The organism is Agrobacterium salinitolerans (assembly GCF_027498475.1).
GTDB lineage: Bacteria > Pseudomonadota > Alphaproteobacteria > Rhizobiales > Rhizobiaceae > Agrobacterium > Agrobacterium salinitolerans.
Map to the genome: position 1 here is coordinate 252,643 of NZ_JAPZLN010000002.1, position 21,447 is coordinate 274,089.

The window sequence follows — 21,447 nt, forward strand, 5'->3', positions numbered from 1 at the left end:
TTACCTACCTTCGCCAAAGCGGAAGCCGGCAAACCCTTTCGTCTGAGTGGGGATCGCCCAGACGCCACCTGAAAATGGCGCTTTGTGCAGTCGGTCCTCGGACATGTTGTGGCGGTGGGATGTCAGGAAAAGAGTACTGAAATCCGTTCCCCCGAAGCAGAACATCGTGGGGTGGGGCACTGGGGCTACTATCACGTCCGCCAACGCGCCGTCGGGCGTGAAAACGTTGAGCAGGCCGGCCGACACGCCTGCGCTGTAATAGTTGCCGCTGCTATCGAGGCAGCCGCCATCGGGCCTTCCAGTCTCTTCCGTCATCTGGGCCACCAGCACGCCCTCATCGAAGCTGCCGTTCCGGCTGTCGAAATTTCGCCGACGTATCCATTTCTGAACGGAATCGCTCTGCCACATGATCGATCCGTCCTCGGAGAAGGCGAGCCCGTTCGGGCATGTCAGCCCCGTCTGAATACGCTCGGCGTTCTTTTCGGTGATCCGCCACAGTTCGCCATGGGGCTCCATCTCTGGGAGCGGGACATTGTGCATGGTTCCCACCCAGAAAGCGCCGTCGGGGCCGATCCGCCCGTCGTTCAGCCGGCAGGGGATGCCTTTGGGCGCAGGAATGGAATGGAGGAGGCGCGTTTCGCCGCTATCAGGATTGAGAATGATAACATCCATGCCGCAGGCGATGACGAGATCGCCGTTCTGACAAAGTCCAAGGCTCGATACGGTGTGGGGGAACGACCATTCGCGATAACGCCCGGGCTCGAGCGCTGCGGACCGCACCGTCCCGCCGAGAATATCGCACCAGAAAAGCACCTGTCGCCGCTCGTCCCAAACAGGAGATTCCGCAAGTGTGCTCATCGTGTCGCAAAGAAGTTCCGCCTGCGACATGGCAAGCGTGTGTCCGGGGTTTGCCGTATTCATGATGCTCGAACCGTTGAAAAAATGCCGCGGAATTATTCGAAGTAGTCCTGATGGTTCTCGAAAACTTGTGAGAGAATGCCTAGGACGCGTCTCAGGTGCTTTTGCAGACAATCCGTCGCGCGGGCGTCGTCACCCGCCCTGATTGCGTCGTATACCGCCTCATGTTCGGAAAGCAGCCGCGCCATATGCGCCTCATCGGTGATGGCTAGGGCGCGCAAACGATCCAGCCCCGCCTTCTCGCGGATCAACAGAGATTCCAGCCTTTCGAGGCCCGTTGCGGCGGCAAGCGCGCTGTGAAACTGGTCGTCATGGATGCGGAAAGCTTTTCTGTCGCCGTTGCGCATCGCCGCCCGCTGGCCATTCAGCGCATGCTCGATCTCCTGCTCGGCCTCCGGCGCCAGGCCAATCTGGCAAAGCCTGCGCACTGCGGCCACTTCAAGCGCCTCGCGGATGAATTGCGCGCTACGGATGTTCTTTTCCGATAGTCGCGAGACATAGGTTCCACGGCTTGGCAGCGTGACGATCAGGCCGTCGTCGCGCAGGCGGCTCAGCGCCTCGCGTACCGGCGTTCGGCTCGAATTGAACGACTGTCCAATCTCGTTTTCAGAGACGGCTTGCCCGGGAAAAAGCTCCCGCGAGAGGATGGCTGATTTCAGCGCGGAGTAAATCTGGTCCACGACCGGACGGTTGAGGTCCAGCCGCTCCATCGTCGGCACGCCTGTTACAGGAATTTTCGGCATGTACCCTCCACTGTTCTCATAACCGGTATACCGGAACACAAGTCTGTTGACAACCGGCATACCGGTATGCAAATGATCGCGCATTGGGAAGGAGGCTCCCGAAATGCAAAATATCAAGACCTGTGTCATCGTTGGCGCCGGAATGGTGGCGAAGACGCATGTGCTTGCCTGCGCGGCAAGCCCGGAAAAAATTCGCCTGAAGGGCATCGTCGATGGTGGTTCCGGCCGCGCCAAGGCACTGGCTGCCGAGGCGTCGAAACATACCGGATACGCGGTGGCGGTTTATTCCTCCGTCGACGAAGCGACGCGCGATGCGGATGTCGATTTCGCCATTATCGCCACGCCACCCAATGCCCGCATCGATATTGTCGGAAAACTGGCGCAGGCTGGCAAACACATCCTGATGGAGAAGCCGGTCGCTCGCAATACGCGGGAAGCCGAGGGTCTCGTCGCCCTGTGTCGTGACGCGGGTGTCGCGCTCGGCATCATCTTCCAGCACCGCATGCGGGCCGCATCGCAAAAAGCGCGCGAGCTTGTGGATGGCGGAACGCTCGGGATGCTCGGCCTCTGCGAAATCTCGGTGCCCTGGTGGCGCGCGCAATCCTATTACGACGAACCGGGTCGCGGCACGCTGGCGCGCGATGGCGGCGGCGTACTGATCTCCCAGGCAATCCATACGATTGATCTGGCCTTGAGCCTGACGGGGCCGGTCGCCCGTGTTCAGGCGATGGCTGCAACGACGCGTTTCCACCGCATGGAAACCGAAGATTACGTGTCTGCGGGCCTGCGTTTCAGGAATGGCGCTGTCGGCTCGCTGGTGGCAAGCACCGCAAGCTTCCCCGGGGCTGCGGAATCGATCCTCCTGCATTTCGACAATGCCAGCCTGCGGCTCGCCTCCGGCCTGCTGCATGTCGACTGGCGCGATGGCCGGCAGGAAACCTTTGGCGGCGCGGCCGCTGGCACGGGCGGCGGCGCCGACCCCATGGCTTTCACGCATGAATGGCATCAGGGCGTTTTCGATGATTTCGCAGACGCCATCTCTTCAGGACGCCCGCCGGTCGTCACCGGCGAAGCGGCTCTTTTGTCTCACAGATTGATCGACGCGATCATCAACTCGGCCGACACCGGCAAGGAAGTGGAACTGCAGGATGAGTAAAGCAATCAAGTTCGTCGCTCTTGGTATTGAGCATCGGCATATTTTCGGCATGGCCCAGAACCTGCTGGATGCCGGCGCCGAATTTGCCGGCTGGTGGACAGAAGGCGAGCCCGATGTCGTGGAAGGCTTCGTCAAGCGCTTCCCGAATGTGCCGCGCGCAGCATCGAAAGAGGCGCTGCTGGCCGACGGCACCGTCGATCTCGTCGTGATCGCCGACATTCCCTCCAAGCGCGCCGATCTCGCTATCGCCGCCATGGAAGCCGGCAAGGATGTCATGTCCGACAAGCCCGGCTGCACCACCTTCGAACAGCTCGATCGCCTTCGTCAAACCGTGGCAAAGACCAAGCGCATCTGGACCGTCGATTTCTCGGAGCGTTTTGAAGTGCCGAGCGTGACCAAGGCGGCTGAACTCGTTGCCCAGGGCGCCATCGGCCGCGTCATCCAGACCGTCGGCCTCGGCCCGCATCGTCTGAACCGCCAGATCCGCCCGACATGGTTCTTCGAGCGTGAAGCCTATGGTGGTATCCTCACCGATATTGCCAGCCACCAGATCGATCAGTTCATGTTCTTCACGGGTTCGACCGAGGTTGAGATCGTGTCCGCCACCGTCGCCAATTACGCCAACCCCGGCGATCCGGGTCTTCAGGATTTCGGCGAAGTTGTGCTGCGCGGCGACAAGGGCCACGGCTATATCCGCGTCGACTGGTACACGCCCGATGCGCTGCCGACCTGGGGTGACGGCCGCCTGACCATCCTCGGCACCGAAGGTTACATCGAACTGCGTAAATATGTGGATGTCGGCAATACCGAAGGCACGGACCGCCTCGTTCTCGTCAACGGCGACCGCTGCGAGTATATTGATGCTTCCGGCGCCGGTCTGCCCTATTTCGCCCGCATCTGCGACGATATCCGCAACCGCACGGAAACGGCGATGACGCAGGAACACGTCTTCAAGGTCTGCGACCTCTCGCTTCAGGCGCAGGCCAAGGCTGAGGGAGCCTCGAAATGATCGGTGTTGCCATCATCGGCGCCGGCATCGGCGCCCAGCATCTGAGCGGTTATCGGGCGCTGCCCAAGCGCTTCGTCGTCAAGGCGATCTGCGATCTCGATCTGGAGCGCGCGCGCTCCGTCGCCGGCGATGACACCTCCATTCGTCTGACCACCGATCTCGATGAGGTTCTGGCCGATGAGAGCATTCAGCTCATCGACGTCTGCCTGCCGCCACACCTGCATTTTCCTGTCACTCTGAAGGCGCATGCGGCGGGCAAGGATGTGGTGTGCGAAAAGCCGCTGGTTCGCTCTCTGGAAGAGGCCAATGCGCTGATCGAGTCCGTCAAGAAGACCGGACGCGGTGTATTTCCCGTCTTCCAGTACCGTTTTGGACATGCCATGCGGCAGTTGCGGGCGCTGATCGATGCCGGTCTTGCGGGCAAGGCCTTTGTCGCAAGCTCGGAAGTTCACTGGAACCGTGGCGCCAGCTATTACGACATCCCGTGGCGCGGCACCTGGAAGGGTGAGTGCGGCGGCGCGATCCTCGGTCACGCCATCCACGCCCATGATCTTCTCTGCCACGTCCTCGGCCCGGTCGAGGAAGTTTTCGCCATGGCCGACACGCGCGTCAACACCATCGAAACCGAAGATTGCGCAGCACTCAGTTTCCGCATGAAAAGCGGCGCGCTGGCGACCAGCTCCGTCACGCTCGGTGCAGCAGAAGATACGTCCCGTCTGCGTTTCTGCTTCGAAGGCTTCACCGCCGAGAGTGGCACGCTTCCCTATCGCCCGGCCGAAGACACATGGCGTTTCATCGCCCGTGCACCCACCACGCAGGACCAGATCGATGCCGTTCTGGCAAAGGTTGCCGACGGCGAAAACGGCTTTGCCGGTTTTGTCGAAGCCATTGCCGACGCGATGGAAGGACGCGGCGGCAAGGAAGTGACGGTCAATGACGGCCTGCAGTCCATAGAACTCGTTACCGCCATCTATCGCTCGGTACGGGAAAGAAAGCCGGTCCGCCTGTCCGACGCCGCAGAAGGTGAATGGATCAAAGGCTGGGCTCCGCACGCATCCGCCAACGCATAATCATCTAAGGGAGGAAAAGAGATGATCGGTAAATACAGCATGGCATTGGCGCTCGCCATTGGCGCGGCGTCCTTTGCAGGCGCCGCCCAGGCGGCCGAGGAAGTGCGCTTCACCTGCGCTTATGACGGCAATGGCTGCGAAATCCTGAAGGACATTCTCGCCCGTTACGAAAAGCAGCATCCGGACGTGAAGATCGTTACTGACATTGTGCCCTACAAGGCGTTGCTGGAAGGCCTGCCCGTACAGCTCGCCGGCGGCAGCGGGCCGGATTTCGCAACCGTGACCGACCTCGGCGGCCTCAACCGCTATTATCTCGATCTCACGCCCTATGTGGACGCGAAATATTGGGAAGACAATTTTTCCAACGTGCTGAAATGGTACCGCAGCGGCCCCGACGACAAGGGCATCTACGGCATGCATACCCAGCTCACCATCACCGGCGCTTTCATCAACCGTACCCTGTTCGATCAGGCTAACGTCGCCGTACCCGGCAAGGATGCAACGCTGGACGATTGGGCGAAGGCTGCCAATGCCGTCGCCAAGGCAACCGGCACACCTTACCCGATGGCCATCGACCGTTCCGGCCATCGGATCGCCGGCCCGGCCATTTCCTATGGCGCGAAGATTTTCGATGCCGACGGCAAGCCCATCCTGGTCGATGAAGGCTTCACGACGTTCGTGAAGAAATTCGTCGAATGGAACAAAGACGGCACCATGGCGCGTGACGTCTGGGCCGGGCAGGGCGGCAATACCTACCGCGACGCCGCGCAGGAATTCATCAACGGCCAGCTGGTTTATTATTATTCCGGCAGCTGGCAGACCGCGCGCTTCGACAGCCAGGTGGGCGATGCCTTCGACTGGGAAGTCGTGCCGCAGCCCTGCGGTGGCGCCGCCTGCACGGGCATGCCGGGCGGTACCGGCATCGTCGGCTTCAAGCAGACCAAGAACCCGAAGATCGTCGCCGATATCCTGAACTTCCTCGCTCAGGACGAGAATTATCTCGACTTCACCGTTCGCACCCGCAACGTTCCGGCCCACAAGGCCGTGGCCGACAAGGGCGTGACCTATACCGGTGCGACGCCTGCGACGCAGAAGGCCATGAATGCCTGGCTGGACCAGATTCCCGGCCTCAGCCCGATTGCCTATGCCTATCAGGGCTACAAGAACAATCGCGCCATGTTCAACATCTCCGTCCAGCGCATTACGCAGGCCATCGTCGGTGAGAGCACCGTCGATGAGGCCATGGCCCGTGCGAAGACGGACCTCGAGGAAGCGTTGAAACAGGCGAAGTGATCCATCGCCTTCCGGCGCGGCGCATGCCGCGCCGCGCCGGATCGAAGGAGGACCCTCATGTATAAATTTCTTGCGCCCGTCATGGGCATCGTCGAACTGCCCTTTGCCTTCCTGCAGAAGGTTCTTGGCCACCGGCGGATTGCGTGGGTGTTTCTGACACCCAACCTGATCCTGTTTGCGGTCTTCGCCTTCCTGCCGATCCTGCTGAACATGGCCTATTCCGTGACCGGCAGCGAACACATATTGCTTTCCGAGCGCCCTTCGGTGGGCGGCGAAAACTTTTCGGTCCTTCTTTCCTGTCAGAATTATCTTGATCCCAATTCCTGTGCGCGCGACCTGTTCTGGCGCTCCGTCTGGAACACGCTGTTCTTCGTCGTGCTGCAGGTGGGTTTCATGGTTGGATTCTCGCTGATCACGGCCATCGTGCTTAATCGCGATATCCGCGCCCGTGGCTTTTTTCGCGCGGTCTTCTTTTTCCCGGTTCTCTTGTCACCCGTCGTGGTCGCGCTGATCTGGAAGTGGATTCTCCAGCGTTTCGGCGTTCTCAATGCGGCGATGGAGGGGCTCGGCCTCGGTTCGGTGGACTGGCTGCTCGAGGCCAACCTTGCCTTCGGCTGGTCGGTCTTCCTGTCGGTCTGGGCGCATATGGGCTTTTACACGCTCATTCTCCTCGCCGGCCTGCAGGCGATCCCGCGTGACGTCTACGAGGCGGCGCAGCTGGACAAGGCAAGCCCATGGCGCATCTTCCGGCGCATTACCCTGCCGCTGCTTGCGCCCACCATGCTTGTCGTTCTCGTCCTGTCGGTCATCAAGGGCGTGCAGACTTTCGATGAAGTCTTTGCCTTTACCGGCGGTGGTCCGGGTTCGGCGACGACCTTCATCATTCAATTCATCTATCAGACCGGCTTTGCCGGGACGCCCCGGAATTTCGGACTTGCGGCCGCCGCTTCGCTGCTGCTCGCCGTGGTGCTCGTGGTGCTGACCGCCCTGCAATTCCGGGCAAACAGGAGCAAGGTCGATGGCTAGGATTGGCGCATTTCTGACCCGTACCCGCGGCCGCAACGGCAAGCTGCACTGGACCGACTGGCTGTCCTACGCCTATCTCGGCGTGGCCGTGCTGATGATGTTCGGCCCCGTCGTCTGGCTGGTGCTCTCCTCGTTCAAGACGGAGGCCGACCTTCAACGCTTCCCGCCGCGCCTTCTGCCCTATAGCCAGGAAACCGTGGCGGTTGATGGGCAGGCAGCGCCGCTGCCGGCCTATGTCGACAAGGATGGCCGCAAGCTCGGCATGATCAGGCGCATCGGCCTCGTGGCCCAGGTGGTTGACCCGGCCAAGCCGACCGAAGTCCTGAAGATGCCGTTCAACGAGCTGAAACCGGCTGAAAAGGTGGCGCTGGCGACGGAAAACTACACCGAGCTTTTCCAGCGCTTCAATTTCCCGCTCTATTTCTGGAACTCGACCTTCATCACGGTGACGTCGACACTCATCATGCTGATCGTCAATTCCATGGCCGCGTTTGCGCTCTCGAAATATCAGTTCAAGGGCAGGGGCGTGGTGCTAGCGCTGGTTGTCGGCACATTGATGATCCCGCAGACGGTGGTGCTGGTGCCGCTGTTTCTCATCACCAGCCAGCTTGGCATGATCAACAGTCTCTGGGGCGTCATCATTCCCGGTGCCGCGACACCCACGGGCGTTTTCCTGCTGCGGCAATACATGCTGACGATACCCGATGAAATCCTCGATGCGGCGCGCATGGACAAGGCGAGCGAGTGGAAAATCTACTGGCGTATCATCCTGCCGTTATCGGCTCCGGCGCTTGCCGTTCTGGCGATCCTTGCGATCATGTGGCGCTGGAACGACTTCCTCTGGCCTCTCATCGTGCTGACCCGCAACGACAACTTCACCCTGCAGCTGGCGCTCAACTCCTTCCAGGGGGAGATGACGACGGAATGGAGCAACCTTCTGGCCATGACCGTGCTGACGCTTGCGCCCATCGCGCTGGTCTTCATGTTCCTGCAAAAATATATCGCCACCGGCATTGCGTCCACGGGCGGCAAATAATCCTCAGGGAGGAAATACGACAATGGCAAGTATTCAGCTTCGTCAGGTCAAAAAGACATATGGCGCCCTCGATGTCATCAAGGGTATCGATCTCGATATCAAACATGGCGAGTTCTGCGTCTTCGTCGGCCCATCCGGCTGCGGCAAATCCACCCTGCTGCGCATGATCTCGGGTCTCGAGGAATTGACAGGCGGCGATATCTTCATCGGCGGCGACGTGGTCAACACGGTGCCGGCGGCGGATCGTGGCCTTGCCATGGTGTTCCAGTCATACGCGCTTTATCCGCATATGACGGTGCGCGAAAACCTGTCTTTCGGCCTTGAGAATATCGGCACCCCCAAAAAGGAAGTCGCCGAGAAGATCGCTCAGGTAGCGAAGATGCTGCAGATCGACCAGCTGCTGGAGCGTCGCCCCAAGGACCTGTCGGGCGGCCAGCGCCAGCGCGTCGCCATCGGACGCGCCGTGGTGCGCGAGCCGCGCGTGTTCCTCTTCGACGAGCCGCTTTCCAACCTCGATGCGGAACTGCGCGTCGATATGCGCGGCGAAATTTCCAGCCTGCACCGGCGTCTCGGCAACACCATGATCTACGTGACGCATGATCAGGTGGAGGCCATGACCATGGCCGACAAGATTGCTGTTCTGCGTGCCGGCAAGCTTGAACAGTTCGGCGTGCCGCTCGATCTCTACAACCGCCCGGCCAATATTTTCGTGGCAGGCTTCATCGGCTCGCCGAAGATGAATTTCTTTGCGGGCGAAGTGACTTCGGACGCAACGCCTGCTCTCAAAATCGCGACGGGCGAGACTATCCCGCTGCCGCAGACCGGCTTTGCCTATAAGCCCGGTCAGAAGGTGACGCTCGGCGTCCGCCCGAACCATGTGGAGCCGGGCGAAGGCGGTGCGTTGACGATGTCAGTACGCACCGCAGAGCAGCTGGGCGGCGAGTCCTATCTCTACGGTAATCTGGGTGACGGCACCCCGGTGACGCTGCATCTTTCCGGCCAGACCTCGACATCGGCGGGCGAAGTCATCCGCCTCTCCGCACCGCTTCAACACGTCCACCTTTTCGATACGACGAGCGGGCTGACGCTCCGGCAGGACTGACAGCCTTTGGCGCAACCCGCAACGCAGGACCATTGACATGACCGATAAAAAACTCCGTTCCGACCGCTGGTTCGCACCCGACGACCTGCGCAGCTTCGGCCACCGCTCGCGCATGATGCAGCTCGGTTATGCGGAGGAGGATTTTGTCGGCAAACCCGTCATTGGTATCCTCAACACCTGGTCGGAGCTCAACACCTGTCATTCGCATTTCCCTGAAAGGGTGAAGGATGTGAAACGCGGCGTGCTGCAGGCGGGCGGTTTCCCGGTCGAAATGCCGTCGCTCTCGGTGGATGAGAGCTTCACCAAGCCGACATCGATGCTTTACCGCAACATGCTGGCGATGGAGACGGAGGAGATGATCCGCTCGCATCCGCTCGACGGCGTGGTGCTGATGGGCGGTTGCGACAAGACGACGCCCGGCCTCGTCATGGGTGCAATCTCAGCCGGTGTGCCGATGATTTATCTGCCGGCCGGCCCGATGCTGAGCGGAAATTATGCCGGCAAGGTGCTGGGCTCGGGTTCGGACGCCTGGAAATATTGGGATGAGCGACGCGCAGGCAATGTCACGGACGAGGAATGGCGTGGCGTGCAGGGCGGTATTGCCCGTTCTGCCGGTGTGTGCATGACGATGGGTACGGCCTCGACCATGACGGCCATTGCCGACGCGCTCGGCATCACCCTGCCGGGTGCCTCCTCCATCCCGGCAGTCGATTCCGAACATCAGCGCATGTCCGCAGCCTGTGGCCGCCGCATTGTCGAGATGGTGTCGGAAGACCTGACACCGAACCATATCCTGACGGCGGCAGCGTTTCGTAATGCCGCCATTGTTGCGATGGCGACCGGTTGTTCCACCAATGCCGTCGTGCACCTCATCGCCATGGCGCGGCGCGCCGGTGTGCCGATGACGCTGGACGAGCTGGACGAACTTGGCCGCGTTACCCCGCTCATTGCCAATGTCCGCCCCTCGGGCAAGGACTATCTGATGCAGGACTTTTTTTACGCCGGTGGCCTGAGGGCGCTGATGAAACAGCTGGAAAGTCGTCTTGACTGTTCCGTGCTGACCGTGACCGGCCGTAGCATGGGCGAAAATCTCGAAGGCGCGAAAGTCTATAATGACGACGTCATCCGCTCGCTCGACAATCCCGTCTATGCGGAAGGCTCGCTCGCGGTCCTGCGTGGCAATCTCTGCCCCGACGGCGCCGTGATCAAGCCTGCCGCCTGCGATCCCAAACTGCATGTCCATCAAGGTCCGGCGCTGGTGTTTGACAGCTACCCGGAAATGAAAGCCGCCATCGACGATGAGAACCTCGATGTGACGCCTGACCATGTGCTGGTGCTGCGCAATGCCGGACCGCTTGGCGGCCCCGGCTTTCCGGAATGGGGCATGTTGCCCATTCCCAAGGCGCTGATCAAAAAAGGCCATCGCGATATGCTGCGCATTTCCGATGCACGCATGTCCGGCACGTCCTACGGTGCATGCGTACTGCATGTCGCGCCGGAAAGCTTCGTCGGCGGTCCCTTGGCGCTTCTGAAAACCGGCGATATCGTGCGCCTCGACCTGCCCCAGCGTCGTCTCGATATGCTGGTTAGCGAAGAAGAGATCGCCCAGCGCCGGGCGGCATGGCAAGCGCCTGCGCCGCGTTATGAGCGTGGTTACGGATATCTCTTCTCCAAGCATGTCACCCAGGCCGACCAAGGTTGCGACTTCGACTTCCTGCAGACGGATTTTGGCCGCACCGCCGGCGAGCCCGATATTTTCTAAGGACGCGACATGTTGAAGCGATTGCTCATCACCGGTGCCGGCGGCAAGCTGGGAAGCATGCTGCGCGGGCGGCTTGGCCACGTTACCGAAACTATTCGCCTGTCTGATGTCGTCGATTTGGGTACGCCAGCTCCTCACGAGGAACTCGTTCGCTGCGCGCTCGAAGACGAGCAGGCGGTGCACGATCTCGTCAAGGGTTGCGACGGCATCGTTCATCTCGGCGGTGTGTCGGTTGAAAGGGCTTTCGATCCGATAGAGGCGGCCAATCTGCGTGGTGTCTACAATCTCTATGAGGCGGCACGGTTGAACGGCATGCCGCGCATTCTGTTCGCCTCCAGCAACCATACGATCGGTTATTACCCGCAGGGTCAACAGCTTAGCCCGGAGACGCCTTTTCTGCCCGATGGCCTCTATGGGGTTTCGAAGATTTTCGGCGAGGCGATGGCAAGCCTCTACCATTCCAAATTCGGCCAGGAGACGGCCATTGTCCGCATCGGCTCCTGCGAAGAAAAACCGTCCAACTGGCGGATGTTATCGACGTGGCTGAGCTACGGTGACTTCGTCTCGCTGATTGAGGCCACATTCCGCGTGCCGACGCTCGGCTGCCCGGTCATCTGGGGCGTTTCGGCCAATGACGACAGCTGGTGGGACAATTCCCATGTCGACTTTCTCGGCTGGCAGCGGCGCGACAATGCCGCTGATTACCGGGGGGAAATCGAGCGCGACGTACCGCGCCCCGACCCGGAGGCTGCGATCGCAAAATATCAGGGCGGCATTTTTATCGATGAGCCCATTCACAGGACTTGAAACGCATTTATCCGCCATTGCGAGGAGACAGAGATGAACAATGAAACGCGCGAAAAACTGATGACGATTTCCGTCGCTACCCTGGCGACGGCGCTTTATAAGCGCGGCCTGCGCAACCAGGTCATTCAGGGCGTGCGCCCTCTGGGCTACAAGGGTAAAAACATGGTGGGCCCAGCCTTCACCCTGCGCTACATGCCGGCCCGCGAGGATCGCAACCAGCTCGTGGAATTCCGCAATCCCGCCCATCCGCAGCGCGTCGCCATCGAAACCTGCCCGCCCGGCCATGTGCTTGTCATGGACAGCCGCAAGGACGCTTCTGCCGCCTCGGCGGGCGATATTCTGGTCACGCGCCTGATGGTTCGCGGTGGTGCAGGCATCGTTTCCGATGGCGGTTTCCGTGACGCGGCCACCATTGCCGAGCTGGATATTCCAGCCTACCACACCCGGCCCTCCAGCCCGACCAACCTCACCAAACACGAGGCTATCGAGATCAACGGCCCGATCGGCTGCGGCGATGCGCCGGTTTTCCCGGGTGACATCATCGTCGGCGACGCCGATTGCGTTATCGTCATCCCGGCGGGCATTGCCGACGAGGTGGCGACCGAGGCGGTGGAAATGACCGCTTACGAGGATTTCGTCGTGGAGCAGGTCAAGGCCGGCCAGACGATCATCGGGCTTTACCCCTGCACCAAGGAAGAGCACCAGACGGCATTTGCCGAATGGCGCAAGAAGAACAACCGCTGAACCTTACAGCCAGCCCAGTGCTTTCGCCGCGCGGATTGCCTCCGCGCGGCGTTTGCAATCCAGCTTGCGGAACAGGTTGCCGAGGTGAAATTTCACCGTCACTTCCGAGATGTTGAGCGTCTGGGCAATCTTCTTGTTCGACATGCCGCTGGCCAGCAGTTGCAGCATCTGCGCTTCCCGTTGCGAAAGCCCGCCATGCAGCGCGCGCGCCTGCGGTGAGTTCATTGAGGCGGCGAAAATCGATAGTGCGCTGCGGACATCGGAAGAGGTCTCGATGAAACTGCGGATGCGGCGATTGTTCAGAAGCGGCGACAGGAAGATGCGTTCCTCCGACAGGACGCCGCTGCATCCAAGGCGGGTCGCCGATTCAAGGGCGGTGAGGATATGGGCGCGGGCGGCGGCGTTGTCGCGACGCTGGTGCGCGGCGTAGCTCTGCCAGATTCTCAGCGCGACCTTCTCGCGGTTGGTCACCTTGGGATTGGCGATCATCGCGTCGATCTGGCGGGACAGATAGGCGCGCGGCGTGAAAAGATGCACCGCATCGCGTAGCCAGGCCATGACATAGGAGATTTCATCGCGCCGCGTCAGGCGGGAAAGATCCTCGTGTGCGCTCTCCACCCAGTTGCGGCCCATGGGCATGCGGATTGCCGAAAGGGTTGCTGCCGCGTCCGCCCAGCGGTTGGCGTTCTGATAGGCGATGGCCGTCCTGATTTCCATCATCGCATGGAATTGCAACCCTTCCGAAAGGTGGATCCACAAGCCATCGAGAAAGCCCGGGCGAACGGTCATCGGAAAATGGTCGATCAATACCTGCGAGGCGTAAAACAGGGCAAATTGCATGAGGCTCGGCCAGATTTCGGCAGCGGCGAAGTGATCGAATTCATGTTCGACGAAATGCAGGAGGTCGCGGGGCTTTCCAGCCTCATAGGCAAGGCAGGCTTCCGCCAGCCGCAACATCCGGAACTCCTGCACGGCGTCATGCGGCACCTGTTCCAGCCGCGTGCGCGCCTCCTGCGCGGCCCGGCGCGCCAGAAGCACGTCGCCGCTCATCAGCCGCAGCACGATCTGGTGCAGGTGGATGAAGAACTCCAGCAGCGGCTGCCCGCCCATTTTGCGCAGATAGATCAAAGCGCGGGCAGCGGCGGCCTCCGCCTCGCGGAAATTGCGGCGGCGGATTTCGAATTCCAGCAGCGCATTGTAATAGGCCGCCCATTTGCCGTGGTCGTCCATCGGGTAATCGGCCATGAACTCGCCGAGCCGCGTTATCATCGCGTCATTGGGCGTCAGGTCCTCGGCAATCATCAGGTTGAGCCGGAATGTGCGGGCGGCGAAGGAAAACCGTGAACCCCGGGCAAGCACCTTCAACGGATCGAGATAATCCGATCCGAGGCTCTTGCCGAGCAGATGGCGCACACGCTGCAACTCACCCTGTTTCAACAGGGCGCGGGTAACGGCGAAGAGCACGGTTTCATTCGTTGCGATCATATCCTGCGAAAAACGCATAATGATCTCGCGAAACCTGCCGACGCTGCTTCTGTAAATCAGTTCGCGGCCATGGGCGCGTTCCAGAATTTGTGCGGCATGGGTCTCATAACCGCGGTCGAGCAGCATCGCCATGGCCGCAAGCGCCCGTCCTTCCTTTTCGAAAGCCGATGCGACCTCCACCACGGCGCTCCCGGCCTGCAGCGTAGCGAGACGCTCCCGTGCGGCCACGCCCAGAAGCCTTATCAGGGTGGGATGATTTTCGGGATTTCCGGTCAGGAAGGGCGGCAGCAATTCGGTCCATTCCGCCTCGGGTTCTGCGGAAGGGTTTTCGAGCCAGAGCGAAAGCTCAACCGTCTGGGTGGGCGAAAGATGCGGCAGGTAGTTTTCGCGCAGATAATCGGCACACAGCGGTTCGTTTGGAAGACGGACCAGTGACAGGAAAGCCGGCCAGCCGGCATAGTCGTGAAGGGCGAGACGCTTCTGCTCAGGTGGCAGGTCTTCAACCTCCTCCTGCCCAAGAAGCAGCTCATCCGGGCCGATGGTAAGCGAACCGAGATGCAGGATCTGCCGGGCCAGTCCGCTGATCCGTTGATCCGGGCGGCAGGCGATGACCAAAAAACGCACCTTTTCCAGAATGGCGGCGGGCATGCGCACCGCCCGCGCGAAAACCGGCACGTCCCATAGAAGGCAGTCATTTACGGCATCATCGCTTCGCGGCTGGTGCGTGCGGCATATCTGCGTTCCCAACTCCTTTGCCAGCATTTCCAGCAGCACGCTTTTTCCCGCACCCGCCGGAGCGCGCAGGAAGACTACGCCGGCGGTTTCGCTGGCGATGCGGCGGCAGAGGCGGGTGCGGGGCAGGAGCGTCATTGGCAACGGGATAGGGGACTTTATCTTAAAAACCTATACTCATGTTTCAAAAAACTATACCTTTTTTAGATTGTTCAAAAGGGTTGGTGATGAAAACTTGTGCTCAGGCAACCGATGCACAAGGAACGTTCCACCGATGCAGCAACATCCGTTGGTCGCGATTTTGAACAGGCTCGGCACCTTCGTGCTGGTCATGATCGCCCTGTCCATCATGATTTTCGCGCTCGCCCGCGTCGTGCCGGGAGATCCCGCGCGCATGGCGCTCGGCCCTGCGGCGACGCAAGAGCAGGTGGATGCGTTGCGCGGCGAGATGGGCCTCGACAAGCCGCTGGCCGTCCAATATCTCGACTATATCGGCAATGCCCTGCATGGCGATCTCGGTTTCTCGCTGGTGTCGCAACGCCCGGTGACTACCGATCTGGCACAGACCGTTCCTGCGACGGTCGAACTGGTACTGGTCTCGGTCATCTTCATGTTTGCCGTGGCTATCCCGCTCGGGGTCATTACGGCGCATTACCGCGACCGGCCGCTGGACCATATCGGCCGCATCCTGTCGCTCACCGGGGTGACGATCCCGAGCTTTCTTTTCGCCATCACGCTGCAATTGCTGGCCGCCCGTTTTCTTTCCGGCTGGCCGATCATCGGTAGGCTCGACCACGGGCTTGGCTGGCAGGGCGGCCCGACCGGCTTCATCCTGATCGACGGGACGCTGGCCGGGCGTTTCGATGTCGTGCTCGATGCGCTGAAACATCTCGCGCTGCCGGCCTTTGCGCTCTCCATGGCCGGCATCGGCCAGATCACCCGTATCACGCGCTCCTCGATGATCGAGAACCAGCGCAAGGACCATGTTTTGACCCTGCAAAGCTTTGGCGTGCCGGAGCGTGTCATCATCTTCCGTTACCTGCTGAAGCTTTCTTCCATCGCGCCGCTGACGATCATGGGTCTCGAATTTGCGTCGCTGATCGGCAATGCCTTCGTGATCGAGATGGTCTTCGCCTGGGGCGGCTTCGCTTCCTACGGGCTCAACGCCATCCTGCAGAAAGACCTCAACGCAGTGACCGCCGTGGTGCTGGTGGCCGGCCTGTTCTTCATCGTTGCGAACCTGATCGTGGATGTCCTGATCTCGATCATCGACCCGCGCCTGCGCCGCAAGGAGGCTCGCTGATGGCTGACATAAAAATGCTCGAACCCACCGATCGAGGCCTGAGTGCCGGTTACATGATGTGGTATCGCTTCAGCCGCAATCCGGCAGCGGTCATCGGCTCGCTGATCCTTCTGTCGGTACTGGTACTGGCGGTCTTCGCGCCATGGCTTACGCCTTATCCCAAACATATCGGCGCGGTCGTCGATTTCCGCGCCCGCCATATGCCGCCGGACCTGGAGCACTGGTTCGGCACCGACAAGGCCGGCCGCGATATCTTCTCCCGCACCATCTTCGGGCTGCGCGTCTCGCTGCTTCTCGTCATCGGCGTGCTCGGTATTTCGGTGCCAGTCGGAACCGTGCTTGGCCTGATTGCCGGTTATTTCGGCGGCTGGACCGAGAAACTCATCAGCGGCCTGACGAATGTGATGCTGGCGATGCCGCCGCTCGTCATGGCGCTCGCGGTCTCCAACCTCCTGGAACCGACGCTGACGAACGCCATGATCGCGATCACGTTGTTATGGTGGACCTGGCATGCACGGCTGATCTATTCGGTGTCAAAGTCTATCGCTTCGGAAGACTATATCGAGGCGGCACGTCTTGCCGGTGCAGGCCCGCTGCATATTCTTTTTCGCGAAATCCTGCCCAATTGCGTTTCGGTCATATCGGTCAAGACCACGCTCGATGCCGCCTTTGTCATCCTGTTCGGTGCGACGCTGAGCTTCCTCGGTTTCGGCGTCAAGCCGCCGACCCCCGACCTTGGATCGATGGTCGCCGACGGGCGCCAGTTCATGCCGGATTTCTGGTGGGAAGTGCTCTGCCCCGGCGCGGCCGTGCTTTACGTGACGCTGGGTTTCAATCTGCTGGGCGACGGCCTGCGCGACATGTTCGACGTGGAAAGCTAAAGTCATGACTGAACCGCTTCTCAAGGTCGAAAACCTCAACGTCACCTTCACCAATTACGGCCGCACCCGGCAGGTGCTGCGCGATGTCGCCTTCACGGTTGCCGCGGGGGAGCGCGTGGCGCTGATCGGCGAAACCGGATCGGGCAAATCCGTCACAGCCAAGGCGATCATCGGCACCCTGCCGAAGAATGCCGCGATCACATCAGGTGCGATCGTCATCGATGGCCGGGATGTGCTGTCCATGCCGCGCAGGGAGCGCGAGGCGCTGAAGGGCACGGCGTTTTCGCTGATCATGCAGGACCCGCTTTCCTCCTTCAATCCGGTATTCAAAATCGGCACGCATCTCGATGATGTCATGCGTTTTGCCGACAAGCGCGACGGTATCAATTCGTCGAAGGCGGAGCGCCGCGACCGCATCGCGGCGGTGCTGCGCCGGGTACAGCTTGCCGATACCGAACGGGTGATGAACGCCTATCCGTCCGAACTTTCGGGCGGCATGCGCCAACGCGTTCTGATCGGGCTTGCCCTGCTGCACCAGCCGAAGCTCCTGATCGCGGATGAGCCCGGCACGGCGCTCGACGTCACCACGCAGGATGAAATTCTCAATCTCATCAACCAGCTGGTTGCCGAAGAAAACATGGCATTGCTGATGATTACCCACAATCTCGGCGTCGTGCGCAAGGTGGCGGACAGGGTCGTGGTCATGCATCACGGCGATATCGTTGAGACCGGACCCTGCACGCAAATCCTGCATACGCCTGCCGAGGACTATACGCGCTCGCTTCTGGATGCAGTGCCTCCGCTTTATGGCCCGCGCGTCACCGATCTGGCGCAAAGCACGCGCTCGCCCATCGTGACGATTGAAGGGCTGAACAAGATATACGGCAGGCGCAACGGTTATCACGCCGTGCGGGATGTGAACCTGACCCTGAACGAAGGCGAGGTTTTCGGCCTGGCGGGTGAATCCGGTTCCGGTAAGACCTCGGTTGCGCGCATGATCATGGGCCTTTCGCGCCCGACCTCCGGCAATCTCGTGATCGACGCTCCAGCACCTGGGCGCGGCAAGCGGCTGACGCAAATCGTCTATCAAAATCCGGGCACCTCGCTCAATCCGAAGCGTACGGTGAAACAGACGCTTGCCCTGCCGCTGAAATCCATCGGCATGGATGGGCCTGCGCGTGAAAACCGCATGCTGGAACTGATGGGGCTGGTGCGGCTGCCGCAATCCTATCTCGGCAAATATCCGCATGAACTGTCCGGCGGCCAGAAGCAGCGTGTGGCAATTGCCCGGGCGCTGGCGGCCGAGCCGAAAATCCTCATCCTCGATGAGCCGACGGCCGCACTCGATGTGTCCGTGCAGAAGACGGTAATCGACCTTTTGCTGCAGCTGCGCGAGGAGCTTGGCCTGACCTATCTGATGATCTCGCACGACCTGTCGCTGATGCGCAATTTCTGCTCGCGCATCGCCATCATGCTGCGGGGCGAGATTGTTGAAGAGGGCGTGACGTCGGCGGTCTTCGCCGAGCCGGCCCATCCATACACCCGCGCCCTGATCGCGGCCATCCCCGTCGTCACCGACGAGGAAGAACGTCTCAAACCCACCGTGACCGAGGAAGAGCGTATGCGCTTCCTCGTCAAAACGACCGATTGATGAAAGAGGAGCCTGACGTGTATCGCGTTGGAATTGACGTCGGCGGCACGAATACCGATGCCGTTGTGTTGCAGGATAAAACCGTTCTGGCGGGGGTAAAAGCCTCCACGACAGAGGATGTGACATCCGGTGTCATCGAAGCCCTTGAAAAGGTCATCGAGGCGTCGGGCATTGACAGGGCGCGCATCGGCGCCGTGATGATCGGCACCACGCATTTCACCAATGCGGTGATCGAGCGCCGGCATATGGACGAGGTGGCCGCCATCCGTCTCGGCCTGCCCTCCGGCGCCGGCCTGCCGCCCATGGTCGACTGGCCGGATGACCTCCGGGAAATCGTCGGCAACCACGGCTATCAGGTGCGCGGCGGTTACGAATTCGACGGCCGCCAAATTTCGCCGCTCGACGAGGACGAAATCGTTCGCATCGCCGCGGATATCCGCGCCAAGGGCCTGAAGGCGGCTGCCGTCACCTGCGTTTTCAGCGGCATCAACGATGCGATGGAGTTGCGGGCGAAAGAAATCCTGCAAGAGCGTTGCCCCGGCCTGCCGGTGGTGATGTCCAAGGATATCGGCCGGCATGGCCTGCTTGCACGGGAAAGTGCTGCAATCATGAATGCCAGCCTGCTGTCGCTGGCCGACCGCACGGTTGCGGCTTTCGGCGTGGCGCTGAAGGCTGCGGGCATTACCTGCCCGTTCTATATCACCCAGAACGACGGCACGCTGATGGCGGCTGATGTGGTGCGCGGTTTCCCCGTGCTCACCTTCGCGTCCGGTCCGACGAACTCCATGCGTGGTGCGGCCTTCCTCACCGGTCTCAAGGATGCCGTGGTCGTGGATGTGGGCGGCACCACCTCCGATGTCGGCTCGCTGTCCCACGGTTTCCCGCGTCAGGCCTCGACCACGGTGGATATTGGCGGCGTGCGCACCAATTTCCGTATGCCCGACGTTTTCTCCATCGGTCTCGGCGGCGGTTCGCTCGTGGTCAATGGCGATCACGGCCTGACCGTCGGGCCGAAATCCGTCGGTTACCGCGTCCGTCGCGAGGCGCTCTGCTTCGGTGGCTCGACGCTGACAGCGACCGATATCGCGGTTGCCTCCGGCAAGGCGGATGTTGGGGAGAAAAAGCTGGTCTCCAGCCTCGACAAAAAACTGGTGGATGCGGCGGTCGACAAGATCAACGACATGCTTGAGGCCTGCGTGGAGCGCAGCCGCATCTCGTCGTCGCCGGTGCCGGTGATCGCCGTCGGCGGCGGTTCTATCCTGATGCCGGATCGCATCGGTGATCTTGAGGTCATCCGGCCCGAGAATTTCGCAGTGGCGAATGCTGTCGGTGCGGCGATTGCGCAGATCAGCGGCGAGACCGACCGGGTCTTTTCTCTGGTGGACGGGCGCACGCGCGAGAGCGCGCTGGCAGAGGCAGAAGCGGAGGCCCGGGAAAAGGCGATTGCCGCTGGTGCGGTTGCCGAAACGCTTGAGGTCATCGAGCGCGAAGATATGCCGCTTGCCTACCTGCCCGGCAATGCCACCCGCATTCATGTGAAAGTTGTTGGAGAAATGGGAGCCAATCATGGCTGAGACGCGCAAGCTGAAATATGACGAAGCGGCATTGCGGACGCTGACCCGTGAAGATCTCGACGCGCTGGAAATCGGTGCCGGCATTCTCGGCACGGGCGGCGGCGGCAATCCTTATCTCGGTAAGTTGCTGGCGCTGGAAGCCATGAAAGCCGGGTACGAAATGAAGATCCTCGCGACCGACGCAATCGAGCCGGACGCGCTGTGCATGTCCATCGGCGGCATCGGCGCACCTGTTGTCGGAGTAGAGCGCATTCGTGAAGGCCGCGAAGGCCTGCGCTGCCTGCGCGCGATGGAAGAGCTGATCCGCACGCCGGTAGACGCCATCGTCTGCGAGGAAATCGGTGGCTCCAACTCCATGAACCCGCTGGTAACGGCGGCGCTGGGTGGCCTGCCAATCCTCGATTGCGACGGCATGGGCCGGGCATTCCCGGAAATGCAGATGACCACCTTCTCCATTTACGGTCATAGTTCCACGCCATCGGTGATGTGCGATCTGCACGGTAATGCCGTCATCTTCAGCCATGCCGTTTCCGAGGTCTGGCACGAGCGCATGGCGCGCGCCTGCGTCGTCTCGCAGGGTGGCGGCGCGATGCTGGCGACCGCACCGATGCAGGCGCATTATGTGCACCAGTACGGCATTCCGAAAACCTACACCAAGGCGATTGCCATCGGCGAGGCCGTGATCCGTGCCCGCAAGCAGCAGGAAGACCCGATTGCCGCGGTCTGCGCGCTCGAAGGCGGGCGGCGCATCTTCAACGGCAAGATCACCGATCTGAAGCGCCATCTGCGCGGTGGTTTCGCGGTCGGCGATCTCACGCTGTCCGGCTTCGACGATTGCGCCGGCCAGACGGCTGGCGTCGCCATCCAGAACGAATTTCTGCTGTTTTCCCGTGATGGCAAGGTGGAAGTGACGGTCCCCGACCTGATTGTCCTGCTCGATGTCGACACGGGTTACCCGATCACTACCGAAGTGCTGCGCTACGGCCAGCGTGTGGCCGTCATCGCCATCCCCTGCCACGACCTGCTGCGCAGCGCCCGTGCGCTCGAAGTCGTCGGGCCGGCGGCCTTCGGTTACCCCGACATTCCTTTCTCACCGCTGCCCGTTCCGGTCAGCAAGGCTGCCTAACCATAAGCGGGGCCAATGACCCGCAATAA

18 protein-coding genes are annotated in these 21,447 nt (G+C 61.1%); 15 read left to right on the forward strand and 3 right to left on the reverse strand.

What is annotated here, in order from left to right; all coding sequences use genetic code 11:
* Complete coding sequence (locus tag O9X91_RS09965) at nucleotides 1-921, reverse strand: SMP-30/gluconolactonase/LRE family protein (protein WP_142911967.1); 921 nt, start codon at nucleotides 919-921, stop codon at nucleotides 1-3.
* 32 nt (nucleotides 922-953) lie between these two features.
* The gene (locus O9X91_RS09970; protein ID WP_142911966.1) at nucleotides 954-1,661 is read right to left on the reverse strand and encodes a GntR family transcriptional regulator; all 708 of its coding nucleotides are present in this window, start codon (nucleotides 1,659-1,661) and stop codon (nucleotides 954-956) included.
* A 103-nt stretch (nucleotides 1,662-1,764) separates the two neighbouring features.
* Here O9X91_RS09970 and O9X91_RS09975 point away from each other — a divergent pair, with 103 nt between their 5' ends.
* The 10 genes from O9X91_RS09975 to O9X91_RS10020 are packed head-to-tail and all read left to right on the forward strand — an operon-like array spanning nucleotide 1,765 to nucleotide 12,666.
* Nucleotides 1,765-2,817, forward strand: a complete 1,053-nt coding sequence (locus tag O9X91_RS09975) for a Gfo/Idh/MocA family protein (RefSeq protein WP_142911965.1) — start codon at nucleotides 1,765-1,767, stop codon at nucleotides 2,815-2,817.
* On the forward strand, nucleotides 2,810-3,826 hold the full coding sequence (locus O9X91_RS09980; protein ID WP_077985068.1) for a Gfo/Idh/MocA family protein: 1,017 nt from the start codon (nucleotides 2,810-2,812) through the stop codon (nucleotides 3,824-3,826). The genes O9X91_RS09975 and O9X91_RS09980 overlap by 8 nt, the downstream gene beginning before the upstream one ends.
* Entirely contained in the window at nucleotides 3,823-4,896 is a 1,074-nt protein-coding gene (locus O9X91_RS09985) for a Gfo/Idh/MocA family protein (protein ID WP_142911964.1), read from the forward strand. Before O9X91_RS09980 ends, O9X91_RS09985 begins: the two co-directional genes overlap by 4 nt.
* 21 nt (nucleotides 4,897-4,917) lie before the next feature.
* Nucleotides 4,918-6,189, forward strand: coding sequence for an ABC transporter substrate-binding protein (locus O9X91_RS09990; protein ID WP_077985066.1), 1,272 nt, complete (start codon nucleotides 4,918-4,920; stop codon nucleotides 6,187-6,189).
* Between the two features lie 57 nt (nucleotides 6,190-6,246).
* The gene (locus tag O9X91_RS09995) at nucleotides 6,247-7,215 is read left to right on the forward strand and encodes a carbohydrate ABC transporter permease (RefSeq protein WP_077985065.1); all 969 of its coding nucleotides are present in this window, start codon (nucleotides 6,247-6,249) and stop codon (nucleotides 7,213-7,215) included.
* On the forward strand, nucleotides 7,208-8,251 hold the full coding sequence (locus O9X91_RS10000) for a carbohydrate ABC transporter permease (protein WP_137411569.1): 1,044 nt from the start codon (nucleotides 7,208-7,210) through the stop codon (nucleotides 8,249-8,251). Before O9X91_RS09995 ends, O9X91_RS10000 begins: the two co-directional genes overlap by 8 nt.
* A 22-nt stretch (nucleotides 8,252-8,273) precedes the next feature.
* Nucleotides 8,274-9,353, forward strand: a complete 1,080-nt coding sequence (locus O9X91_RS10005) for an ABC transporter ATP-binding protein (protein WP_142911963.1) — start codon at nucleotides 8,274-8,276, stop codon at nucleotides 9,351-9,353.
* A gap of 37 nt (nucleotides 9,354-9,390) precedes the next feature.
* The gene (araD, locus tag O9X91_RS10010) at nucleotides 9,391-11,115 is read left to right on the forward strand and encodes an L-arabinonate dehydratase (RefSeq protein WP_142911962.1); all 1,725 of its coding nucleotides are present in this window, start codon (nucleotides 9,391-9,393) and stop codon (nucleotides 11,113-11,115) included.
* A 9-nt stretch (nucleotides 11,116-11,124) separates the two neighbouring features.
* Nucleotides 11,125-11,922: an NAD-dependent epimerase/dehydratase family protein gene (locus O9X91_RS10015; protein ID WP_142911961.1), complete on the forward strand. Its 798-nt coding sequence runs from the start codon at nucleotides 11,125-11,127 to the stop codon at nucleotides 11,920-11,922.
* 33 nt (nucleotides 11,923-11,955) lie between these two features.
* A complete protein-coding gene (locus O9X91_RS10020) occupies nucleotides 11,956-12,666 on the forward strand; it encodes a ribonuclease activity regulator RraA (RefSeq protein WP_003506768.1) in 711 nt (236 codons plus the stop codon).
* Between the two features lie 3 nt (nucleotides 12,667-12,669).
* Here the strand turns inward: O9X91_RS10020 and O9X91_RS10025 are convergent, their stop codons facing one another.
* A complete protein-coding gene (locus O9X91_RS10025; protein ID WP_162520340.1) occupies nucleotides 12,670-15,021 on the reverse strand; it encodes a helix-turn-helix transcriptional regulator in 2,352 nt (783 codons plus the stop codon).
* A gap of 136 nt (nucleotides 15,022-15,157) precedes the next feature.
* On the opposite strand from O9X91_RS10025, the gene O9X91_RS10030 reads away from it, so the two are divergent.
* From O9X91_RS10030 to O9X91_RS10050, 5 genes are read left to right on the forward strand one after another with little or no spacing between them, the layout of a single operon-like run.
* Complete coding sequence (locus O9X91_RS10030; RefSeq protein ID WP_077985061.1) at nucleotides 15,158-16,186, forward strand: ABC transporter permease; 1,029 nt, start codon at nucleotides 15,158-15,160, stop codon at nucleotides 16,184-16,186.
* The gene (locus O9X91_RS10035; RefSeq protein WP_077985060.1) at nucleotides 16,186-17,067 is read left to right on the forward strand and encodes an ABC transporter permease; all 882 of its coding nucleotides are present in this window, start codon (nucleotides 16,186-16,188) and stop codon (nucleotides 17,065-17,067) included. Before O9X91_RS10030 ends, O9X91_RS10035 begins: the two co-directional genes overlap by 1 nt.
* Nucleotides 17,068-17,071: 4 nt before the next feature.
* Nucleotides 17,072-18,718: an ATP-binding cassette domain-containing protein gene (locus O9X91_RS10040; RefSeq protein ID WP_269833854.1), complete on the forward strand. Its 1,647-nt coding sequence runs from the start codon at nucleotides 17,072-17,074 to the stop codon at nucleotides 18,716-18,718.
* A gap of 17 nt (nucleotides 18,719-18,735) precedes the next feature.
* Entirely contained in the window at nucleotides 18,736-20,292 is a 1,557-nt protein-coding gene (locus O9X91_RS10045) for a hydantoinase/oxoprolinase family protein (protein ID WP_269833853.1), read from the forward strand.
* Nucleotides 20,285-21,418 carry a DUF917 domain-containing protein gene (locus tag O9X91_RS10050; RefSeq protein ID WP_004438394.1) on the forward strand — a complete coding sequence of 378 codons (1,134 nt, stop codon included), beginning with the start codon at nucleotides 20,285-20,287 and terminating at the stop codon, nucleotides 21,416-21,418. Before O9X91_RS10045 ends, O9X91_RS10050 begins: the two co-directional genes overlap by 8 nt.
* The last annotated feature ends 29 nt before the right edge of the window (nucleotides 21,419-21,447 follow it).

Coding starts and splice junctions, on each gene's coding strand:
- O9X91_RS09965 (WP_142911967.1), bottom strand. CDS start 921: ATGAATACGGCAAACCCCGGACACACGCTTGCCATGTCGCAGGCGGAA.
- O9X91_RS09970 (WP_142911966.1), bottom strand. CDS start 1,661: ATGCCGAAAATTCCTGTAACAGGCGTGCCGACGATGGAGCGGCTGGAC.
- O9X91_RS09975 (WP_142911965.1), top strand. CDS start 1,765: ATGCAAAATATCAAGACCTGTGTCATCGTTGGCGCCGGAATGGTGGCG.
- O9X91_RS09980 (WP_077985068.1), top strand. CDS start 2,810: ATGAGTAAAGCAATCAAGTTCGTCGCTCTTGGTATTGAGCATCGGCAT.
- O9X91_RS09985 (WP_142911964.1), top strand. CDS start 3,823: ATGATCGGTGTTGCCATCATCGGCGCCGGCATCGGCGCCCAGCATCTG.
- O9X91_RS09990 (WP_077985066.1), top strand. CDS start 4,918: ATGATCGGTAAATACAGCATGGCATTGGCGCTCGCCATTGGCGCGGCG.
- O9X91_RS09995 (WP_077985065.1), top strand. CDS start 6,247: ATGTATAAATTTCTTGCGCCCGTCATGGGCATCGTCGAACTGCCCTTT.
- O9X91_RS10000 (WP_137411569.1), top strand. CDS start 7,208: ATGGCTAGGATTGGCGCATTTCTGACCCGTACCCGCGGCCGCAACGGC.
- O9X91_RS10005 (WP_142911963.1), top strand. CDS start 8,274: ATGGCAAGTATTCAGCTTCGTCAGGTCAAAAAGACATATGGCGCCCTC.
- araD (WP_142911962.1), top strand. CDS start 9,391: ATGACCGATAAAAAACTCCGTTCCGACCGCTGGTTCGCACCCGACGAC.
- O9X91_RS10015 (WP_142911961.1), top strand. CDS start 11,125: ATGTTGAAGCGATTGCTCATCACCGGTGCCGGCGGCAAGCTGGGAAGC.
- O9X91_RS10020 (WP_003506768.1), top strand. CDS start 11,956: ATGAACAATGAAACGCGCGAAAAACTGATGACGATTTCCGTCGCTACC.
- O9X91_RS10025 (WP_162520340.1), bottom strand. CDS start 15,021: ATGACGCTCCTGCCCCGCACCCGCCTCTGCCGCCGCATCGCCAGCGAA.
- O9X91_RS10030 (WP_077985061.1), top strand. CDS start 15,158: ATGCAGCAACATCCGTTGGTCGCGATTTTGAACAGGCTCGGCACCTTC.
- O9X91_RS10035 (WP_077985060.1), top strand. CDS start 16,186: ATGGCTGACATAAAAATGCTCGAACCCACCGATCGAGGCCTGAGTGCC.
- O9X91_RS10040 (WP_269833854.1), top strand. CDS start 17,072: ATGACTGAACCGCTTCTCAAGGTCGAAAACCTCAACGTCACCTTCACC.
- O9X91_RS10050 (WP_004438394.1), top strand. CDS start 20,285: ATGGCTGAGACGCGCAAGCTGAAATATGACGAAGCGGCATTGCGGACG.